The following is a 7,944-nucleotide window of genomic DNA, read 5'->3' as shown; positions in this document are numbered from 1 at the left end:
TTATTTAATGCTGATGAAATATTTATAACAAATAGCTTGTTAGGTGTAATGAAAATTAGTAAACTAGAAGATAAGATTTTTGAAAAGAATAAAATAACAATAGCTATAAGAGAAAAATATGAAGAAATAATTAGTAATTAGGAGGAGCATAAATGATAGATAAGGAAAAGATACAAGAAGGCGTAAGGCTTATAATTGAAGGAATAGGAGAAGACCTAAATAGAGAAGGTCTATTAGAGACTCCTGATAGAATAGCAAGAATGTATGAAGAAATATTTTCTGGTATAGGGAAAACTGCTGAAGAAGATCTATCTAAGACTTTTACTGTTGAAGGTAATGACCTAGTAATAGAAAAAGATATTACTTTTTATTCTATGTGTGAACATCATTTAGTTCCTTTTTACGGAAAAGCACATATAGCATATATACCAAATGGAAAGGTTGCAGGTTTATCAAAATTAGCTAGATGTGTTGAAGTATATTCAAAAAAACCACAGCTACAAGAGAGACTTACAGCTGAAATAGCAGATGCATTAATGAAATATCTAAATGCAAAAGGAGTTATGGTAGTTATTGAAGGTGAACATATGTGTATGACTATGAGGGGTGTTAAGAAGCCAGGAGCTAAAACAGTAACTACAACTTATAGAGGATGCTTCTTAGAAGATTACAAATTAAAAAAAGAAGTTATAAGTTTTATTAAATAATCTAAGAATATAGAAGGTGATAATTTGGAAAATGTAAATATCATTTTAAAGCATCCAAAATATAAGGCTTTATTAGAGGAACTTAATAATCTAGAAAAAGAGAGGATATTTTGTAATCATACTTTAGAGCATTTTTTAGATGTTGCAAGAATTGCATATATTATGGTTTTAGAAAAAAGGCTAGATTATAGCAAAGAGGTCATTTATGCTATTGCCCTTTTGCATGACATAGGAAGAGTTTTAGAGTATAATAATGGGGTAGATCACCATATAGCTAGTGCTGAACTAGCAGAAGAACTATTGGAGTTCACATCTTTTTCTGACGAAGAAAAGACCTTAATAATAAAGTCTATAAAAGATCATAGAAGAGAAAGCCAAGATGAATTATCTAAAATAATATATAAAAGTGATAAGCTTTCAAGAAATTGCTTTAATTGTAAAGCCTATAAACAGTGTTATTGGAATGAAGAGAAAAAAAATAAAGACATAAAGTTATAGCAAAAGGGAGAGAAATATGAAGATAGGTAATAAAATAATTAATTTTGAAGACAGAACATATATTATGGGAATACTAAATGTAACCCCAGATTCATTTTCTGATGGAGGAAATTATAATAATATTGAAGCAGCAGTTAAAAGAGCTAAAGAGATGGTTGAAGAAGGGGCTGATATCATTGATATAGGTGGAGAGTCTACAAGACCTGGAGCAAGTTATGTATCAGAAGAGGAAGAAATACAAAGAATAGTTCCAATAATAAAAGCTATAAAAAATGAATTAGATGTTTTAATTTCTGTAGATACTTATAAAAGCAAAACAGCAGAAGAGGCAATTAAAGCTGGTGCTGATATAATTAATGATGTTTGGGGATTTAAAAAAGATAGTAATATGGCAAGTGTTGCAGCAAAATATCAGGTACCTTGTATTTTAATGCATAATAGAGAAGATAAATCATATTCAAATTTAATGAAGAATATTTTAGAAGATTTAATAGATAGCATTAACATTGCATTAGATGCAGGAGTAAAGAGAGAAAATATTATATTAGATCCAGGTATAGGTTTTGCAAAAACTTATGAAGAAAACCTAGAGGTTATGAATAACCTTCATAAGATAGTTAATATAGGTTTTCCAGTTTTACTAGCTACATCAAGAAAGTCAATAATAGGATTAGCTTTGGATCTTCCAGCTGATAATAGAGTAGAAGGAACTATTGCAACAACTGTATTAGGAATAATGAAGGGTTGCAAAATTGTTAGAGTACATGATGTTCTTGAAAATAAAAGAGCTTGTATAATGACTGATAAAATATTAAATAATAAGTAGAGGATTATCTATGGACAAACTATATTTAAAAGATGTAGAGATATTTGCAAATCATGGTGTATTTAAAGAAGAAAAAACTTTAGGTCAAAAGTTTATACTTTCACTAGAGTTAGATTTAGATGTAAGAGAAGCTGCAAAAAATTGTGATTTAACTAAGTCCGTTCATTATGGAGAACTATGTCATAACATAGAAAAAGAATTTCAAAGAGAAAGTTATGATTTGATTGAGACTGCAGCTGAAAAAATAGCAGAATATGTTCTATATAATTATGATTTAGTATATGGAGTTAAGGTGTTACTTAAAAAGCCTTGGGCTCCAATTGGAAGACATTTAGATACTGCCGCAATAGAAATATATAGAAAATGGCATAAAGCATATATTTCTATAGGAAGTAATATTGGAAATAAAGAAGAGAATATAAAGGAATCAATAGAGAGACTTAAGGAAAATAAGGAAATAAAGGTTACTAAAATAGCAAGTATAATTGAAACAGAGCCTTGGGGATATGAAAATCAAGATAGTTTTAAAAATACAGCTATAGAAATAAAAACCTTCCTTAATCCAAAGGAGCTTATGAAAACTTTATTAACTATAGAACAGGATATGAAACGAGAGAGAATAATTAAATGGGGTCCAAGAATAATAGATCTAGATATTATTTTCTTCGATGATTATGCTACAAGTGATGATTATGTAACAATACCTCATCCAAGGATGGAAGAGAGAGAATTCGTTTTGGAACCATTAAATGAAATAGCTCCAAATTACATACATCCATTAAACAAAAAAAGAGTTTTTAAAATGTTAGAAGAAATAAAAAACAAATAGAATATGGGCTGTGTAAACAGCCCATAATATTTATATCATTAACCCTCAAAGCCACTATCTACCTTTTTTATATATTCACAATACTTATAAAGATTATAGTAATCAGGAATATCATCCATAGATATTATATCTTCTTTATAAACTCCATCCCAGGGATGAAGAGAAATTAGCTTATCATTAAAGGCATTAATAACATATTTAGAATTAGAAAATTCAATTATAATTTTATATTCTGGAATTAATCCATCTTGTAATTCAGCATTATAATTATCTTTTTTTATAGAATCTATAAACTCTGGAATAATGCTATGCTCTTTTTTGTCTACTTCATAATATTTATATAGATTTACATCAAATATTTTAATTGTATATTCCTCATTCTTATCTAGCTTATCTTTAATTTCACTTGTATAATAATCAGCTTTGGGTTTAGAACTAGGTTTTATGTATTGTGATTCATTAAAAGTGCAACTTGTAAATAAATAAGTAAACATAATAATAAAAATAAAACTAAGTAATTTCTTCATAGAAACCTCCTAAGGGATTAAGTTCTATATTAACATATTCTTATCTAAAAGACTTTAGAACATTTTATGATAATGAGAATAAAATGAAATAACAATACTGTTATTTTGGTGGTAAAATGAAATACGGAATTGACATAAATAGTGAAAAAATTCTAAGCTTTATTTCTGAAAAGTTAAAAGAAAGAGGACATTTCATTATAGATTTAACTGATTATAATAATGTAAATAATGGAAAGTCTTTATTAAAAAAAGTAATAATTGCTAATGTTACAAATATAGAATTTTATTTATCAATTGATTTTAAAGAGGATGCATCTTTTCCTACAATATTTTATGCTGATAATTCTACTAAAATAATTGCAAATGAAGTTATGGAGCTTTTAGAAGATAGCTTTGAAAATATAAGCTGTAAAAGTGGTAAACATCTTTATTTAATTAAGAATATAAACACTCCTGTAGTTTATATTAGTTTTTCAATAAAGGATAGGGAATTAGTAGAAAGTATATTAATTACAAATAAGTTAATTAATATACTAGAAAATATAAAAATCTAATTAAATTAAGTATTAAATATAGTTCTTAATTGAATTATATTTAATAGCTTTGTAATAAAATAGACTCCTTCATAGTAGAAATAAATGATAACAATAAATAGGAGATTTATATGGATATTATAGCAACTATAGGTCCTAAAACTATAGATAAATGGGTTATTAAGGAGCTTATAGAAAATGGAGTAGATATACTAAGGTTAAATTGTGCTCATTTCGATAAAGATGAATTTGAAGAAGTTATAAACTATGTAAAAACCATAAGAAGCGGAATACATATACTTATTGATTTATCAGGGAAAAAGATAAGAATATCAAAGAATCTAAAATATATCTATAAAGTTTATAATAATCAAGAAGTCTATTTTTGTGGAGAAGATTATTATAATACTTTAAATAATAAGGAGTTAGAGTATAGAAAATATATTCCTTTAAATATAACTACAGAGAAGATAAATATAAGTAACATAGAAAGTATATCTATTAAGGATAATACTATGAACTTCCATGTTTTAGATGTAAGAGATGGAGTAGTAAAAGCTAAGGTAATGAAAGGCGGAATAATACGGGCTGGAAAGGGATGTAATGTTTCCAATATAAATGATGAGGGAAGAACCATTAGCAAAAAAGATAAGGAGAATATTCTTTGGGCAATTAATAATGACTTAGATATTATATGTCAATCCTTTGTAGAATCTAAGAAGGACATAGATGAAATAAAAGGATTTATAGGAGAAAATACAAAGATAAAAAAATATGATATCTGGGCTAAGGTAGAAACACCAAAGGGAGTAAATAATATTATAGATATTATTACAGCTGTGGATACTGTCGTATTAGGACGAGGAGATTTAGTTGCAGAAGCAGGAATGTTAGAGTCTGTAATTCTTCAAGAAAAAGCTATAAAAATTGTTAAGGAGAAAAAGAAGAAAATTATTATTGGAACCCATATATTAAATAGTATGAAGAATGGAAATATAGCAACATTACCTGAAATTGAAAGTATTTATGAATTTGTTAATAAAGGAGTAGATGGTTTTTTATTAGCAGGAGAAAACTCAATTGGAAAAGCTCCTATACAAACTTTAAAATTTTTAAAAGAAGTTATTGAATTTTATAAGAGAGAAATAAATTTTGAATAAAGAAAAATTAATACTTTCAATTCTTTGGATAATGCTTGGAATAATATTATTATTTTTATTGTTTTATGTATATAATTTATTTATTACATTTTAGTAAAAAAAAGAAATAATTTCTTAGTTGTTTTGTAACGAAATTGCCACAAAGTAATTGTATTATATAAATATAGTTGTTAGTGCTTAACAATTAGTTATTTATCCCCTTAATGAAAATGATATCTGAATTCAGATATCATTTTTCATTTTGATTATTTATTTTATAACTTTTAAATTCTATTTCTAAAAGATCTCATATATATCTGATAATTCACTTAGAATTTTTTCATCATCCACATAATATTTATAGTTATTATCTGTGTAAATTCCTATTTCGTAAGCTTTAGGGAAAGTAATTATAAATTCACTACCTTCTTTATAATTTTCGTTAAGAGATATTTTTCCACCTTGTAGTTTGACTAAATTCTTTGTAATTGCAAGACCTATACCACTACCTTCATTTCTTCTAGAAAAGGAGTTATCTATCTTATAAAATCTATTAAAAATTAAATCACCATAGCCTTCTGGAATTCCAATGCCAGTATCTTTAACTGAAATAAAAACTTTATTATCATGAGCATTAATAGTGACAGTAATATTTCCGTTAAAATTATTAAATTTAATAGCGTTAGATAATAAATTTAAAATTATTCTTTCAAAAGCATAGGTATCTATTCTTAAATAAAGTTTTTCTACATTAGTATCAAAGGTAATATTTAAATTTTTAAATTTTGTATAAGGAATAATTGATAAAGTTAAATCTTCTATAAAAGGTACTATATCTACTAGTACTAAATCTAGCTTAGTCATACCTGAATCTATTTTAGTTATATCAATTAAATTATTTATTAATCTTAGCATACGTAAACAATTTTGCTTAACGCTTTTTTCATACTTATTAAAATACTCTTTTAGTGAAGTTTGATCCTTATCCTTTAATGAGCCCATAAGTTGAACAGAAGAATATATTATATTTACTGGTGTTTTAAGCTCATGACTAAGATTAGAAAAGAAATTGCTATTAATGGAATTAAAAACAAGCTTCTTATTATATTCTTCAAAAATCTTAATGTATAAATCAATATTATTATATTTATTGTAATTATCTAATGCCTCTATATAAATTTTATAGTATTTTAAGGCTTCTTTATAATTGGCTATTTTTTCGTAGTCATTAGATATTAACTTGTATAAATTGGTAGTTTCTTCACTATGAGGTTTATCAGAAAATAACAAAGCCTTTTTATGATGAATTAAAGCTTTCTCATAATTACATAATGAAAAATATAAATTGCCATAAGAGATTTCTAACCAATACTCAAAATCTACAAAAGTAAATTTAGAAAAATTACTCTTATATATATAGCTAGCATTATCTAAATAATAAAATAAATTAAGTAATGATTTTTTATTAAAGGAATTCGTATGTTCTAAAAGAGCATAATGTGTAATGATGAGATAATATTTAGCAAGGTAAATATCCATATAATAAGAGTCAAGACTATATAAATTATTCTCATACTCATCTAATAATGCTTTTATTTCATCAAAGCTAAAATCTATTTTATATAGGCAACTTAGTATTTTAGAATATATCCTTATTTTAAATATACTAGGTAAAAGATTATTATTGTATTTCAAAATACTTTTTAAAACCTCTATACCTTCAGCTATTTTTCCAGTATCTATATAATTGCAGCCAATATTATATTTTACTAATAAACATATATCATTTTCTTTATTTAAGTTACAGATAGATAAAGATTTATCATATAAGTCTAAAGCTATAGTAGGTAAGTCTAAATAATTTTGATATATGTATCCAATATTAATTAAAGCTTGCGAGGCATATATTCCATCGTAAGAAGTTAAAATTTTTAAAGAATTATTAATATTACTATAAAGCAATTCATCTATTTTAAATATTTCAAGTTTATTTATAGAAGTATTTATATGTAAAAATAATAATAATTCCCTTAAGTCAGTAGAGTTTAAATAATTTATAGCTAATTCATAGTATTTAATATGTTGCTCTATATTTTTTACTTTTAAATAAGAAATAGATAGTATAGTATATAAGTAATGAGTTATAAAAGGATTACATTTTATGTCTATCTCATTGCATAAAGATTCAAAAATATTATTTGCAGAAAAAAAATCATTAGATTTATATATACATAAGGCTAATATAAATTTAACGTATAATAACTCTTCAATTTCCAAATCTTCATTTACTAATCTATTTTCCATATTTGATTTAATTTCAGATAAATAAGAATCTGTTATAAAAATCTCTGGTGAGAAAAATATATGTTTAATTGTATTTTCATAAAATTCATTCTCGTTTAATATTGTGTTATAAACAGTTTGCATTTTGAAAACCTCCACAGAAGATTTGGAATATAATAATATATTACCATAAATAGAATAAATTGTATAATATTATTGGCGAAATTTAAAAGAAAAAATAATTTTTATTAATATACAATCGATAAATGAAATAAGCTTTTGATTTATCGATTAATATTAAGTAATAGGCGTAATTTAAACAATCTTTATAAAGTGAGGTTATTTGTATCTTATTTTAATATCTGTTAAAATATAGAATATAATATTGTATATATTAAATATGGAGGTTTATATGAAATTTATAAGAAAGATTATAGATTTAATTGCTAATAATTTTAAAATTAAGATTGGAATATTTATATTTCTTATACTAGCACTAATTATTGTAGTTATATCAGGAACAATCTATTCTAACAACTTAAATGATAAAAATTTAACCTTTAAAGTAACTAAGAATAAGGAAGTTCCAAAAGAAATAAACA

At 24.7% G+C, this 7,944-nt stretch carries 9 protein-coding genes; 7 read left to right on the top strand and 2 right to left on the bottom strand.

Going from position 1 to position 7,944, the window contains the following annotated elements; genetic code table 11:
- The first annotated feature begins 152 nt into the window (after window positions 1-152).
- From folE to folK, 4 genes are read left to right on the top strand one after another with little or no spacing between them, the layout of a single operon-like run.
- A complete protein-coding gene (folE, locus tag HUJ77_RS13435) occupies window positions 153-707 on the top strand; it encodes a GTP cyclohydrolase I FolE (RefSeq protein WP_291709440.1) in 555 nt (184 codons plus the stop codon).
- A gap of 24 nt (window positions 708-731) precedes the next feature.
- Window positions 732-1,205 (top strand): HD domain-containing protein, encoded by a 474-nt coding sequence (locus HUJ77_RS13430; RefSeq protein ID WP_291709438.1) that lies wholly within the window; start codon window positions 732-734, stop codon window positions 1,203-1,205.
- A 16-nt stretch (window positions 1,206-1,221) separates the two neighbouring features.
- Entirely contained in the window at window positions 1,222-2,031 is an 810-nt protein-coding gene (gene folP, locus HUJ77_RS13425; RefSeq protein WP_291709437.1) for a dihydropteroate synthase, read from the top strand.
- A gap of 10 nt (window positions 2,032-2,041) precedes the next feature.
- A complete protein-coding gene (gene folK, locus HUJ77_RS13420; RefSeq protein ID WP_291709435.1) occupies window positions 2,042-2,860 on the top strand; it encodes a 2-amino-4-hydroxy-6-hydroxymethyldihydropteridine diphosphokinase in 819 nt (272 codons plus the stop codon).
- Window positions 2,861-2,898: 38 nt separating this feature from the next.
- Here folK and HUJ77_RS13415 read toward each other — a convergent pair whose 3' ends face one another.
- The gene (locus tag HUJ77_RS13415; RefSeq protein WP_291709433.1) at window positions 2,899-3,387 is read right to left on the bottom strand and encodes a DUF4883 family protein; all 489 of its coding nucleotides are present in this window, start codon (window positions 3,385-3,387) and stop codon (window positions 2,899-2,901) included.
- A 116-nt stretch (window positions 3,388-3,503) separates the two neighbouring features.
- On the opposite strand from HUJ77_RS13415, the gene HUJ77_RS13410 reads away from it, so the two are divergent.
- The gene (locus HUJ77_RS13410) at window positions 3,504-3,941 is read left to right on the top strand and encodes a hypothetical protein (RefSeq protein WP_291709431.1); all 438 of its coding nucleotides are present in this window, start codon (window positions 3,504-3,506) and stop codon (window positions 3,939-3,941) included.
- 110 nt (window positions 3,942-4,051) lie between these two features.
- The gene (locus tag HUJ77_RS13405; RefSeq protein WP_291709429.1) at window positions 4,052-5,080 is read left to right on the top strand and encodes a pyruvate kinase; all 1,029 of its coding nucleotides are present in this window, start codon (window positions 4,052-4,054) and stop codon (window positions 5,078-5,080) included.
- A 276-nt stretch (window positions 5,081-5,356) separates the two neighbouring features.
- On the opposite strand, the gene HUJ77_RS13400 is transcribed toward HUJ77_RS13405, so the two are convergent.
- A complete protein-coding gene (locus HUJ77_RS13400; RefSeq protein WP_291709427.1) occupies window positions 5,357-7,486 on the bottom strand; it encodes a tetratricopeptide repeat-containing sensor histidine kinase in 2,130 nt (709 codons plus the stop codon).
- A gap of 268 nt (window positions 7,487-7,754) precedes the next feature.
- Here HUJ77_RS13400 and HUJ77_RS13395 point away from each other — a divergent pair.
- The coding region (locus HUJ77_RS13395) for a hypothetical protein (RefSeq protein ID WP_291709425.1) at window positions 7,755-7,944 on the top strand (190 nt) is incomplete at its 3' end.

Origin of the sequence: Clostridium sp. (assembly GCF_021443865.1) — a bacterium.
In the GTDB taxonomy this organism is placed as follows: domain Bacteria; phylum Bacillota; class Clostridia; order Clostridiales; family Clostridiaceae; genus Clostridium.
The sequence above is the reverse complement of the archived record's forward strand: the minus strand, read 5'-3'. Positions and strand labels throughout refer to the sequence as shown.

What these genes read in the sequence shown, in the direction of transcription:
- HUJ77_RS13400 (WP_291709427.1), bottom strand. Translation starts at nt 7,486, where the DNA reads ATGCAAACTGTTTATAACACAATATTAAACGAGAATGAATTTTATGAA.
- folK (WP_291709435.1), top strand. Translation starts at nt 2,042, where the DNA reads ATGGACAAACTATATTTAAAAGATGTAGAGATATTTGCAAATCATGGT.
- HUJ77_RS13405 (WP_291709429.1), top strand. Translation starts at nt 4,052, where the DNA reads ATGGATATTATAGCAACTATAGGTCCTAAAACTATAGATAAATGGGTT.
- HUJ77_RS13410 (WP_291709431.1), top strand. Translation starts at nt 3,504, where the DNA reads ATGAAATACGGAATTGACATAAATAGTGAAAAAATTCTAAGCTTTATT.
- folP (WP_291709437.1), top strand. Translation starts at nt 1,222, where the DNA reads ATGAAGATAGGTAATAAAATAATTAATTTTGAAGACAGAACATATATT.
- folE (WP_291709440.1), top strand. Translation starts at nt 153, where the DNA reads ATGATAGATAAGGAAAAGATACAAGAAGGCGTAAGGCTTATAATTGAA.
- HUJ77_RS13415 (WP_291709433.1), bottom strand. Translation starts at nt 3,387, where the DNA reads ATGAAGAAATTACTTAGTTTTATTTTTATTATTATGTTTACTTATTTA.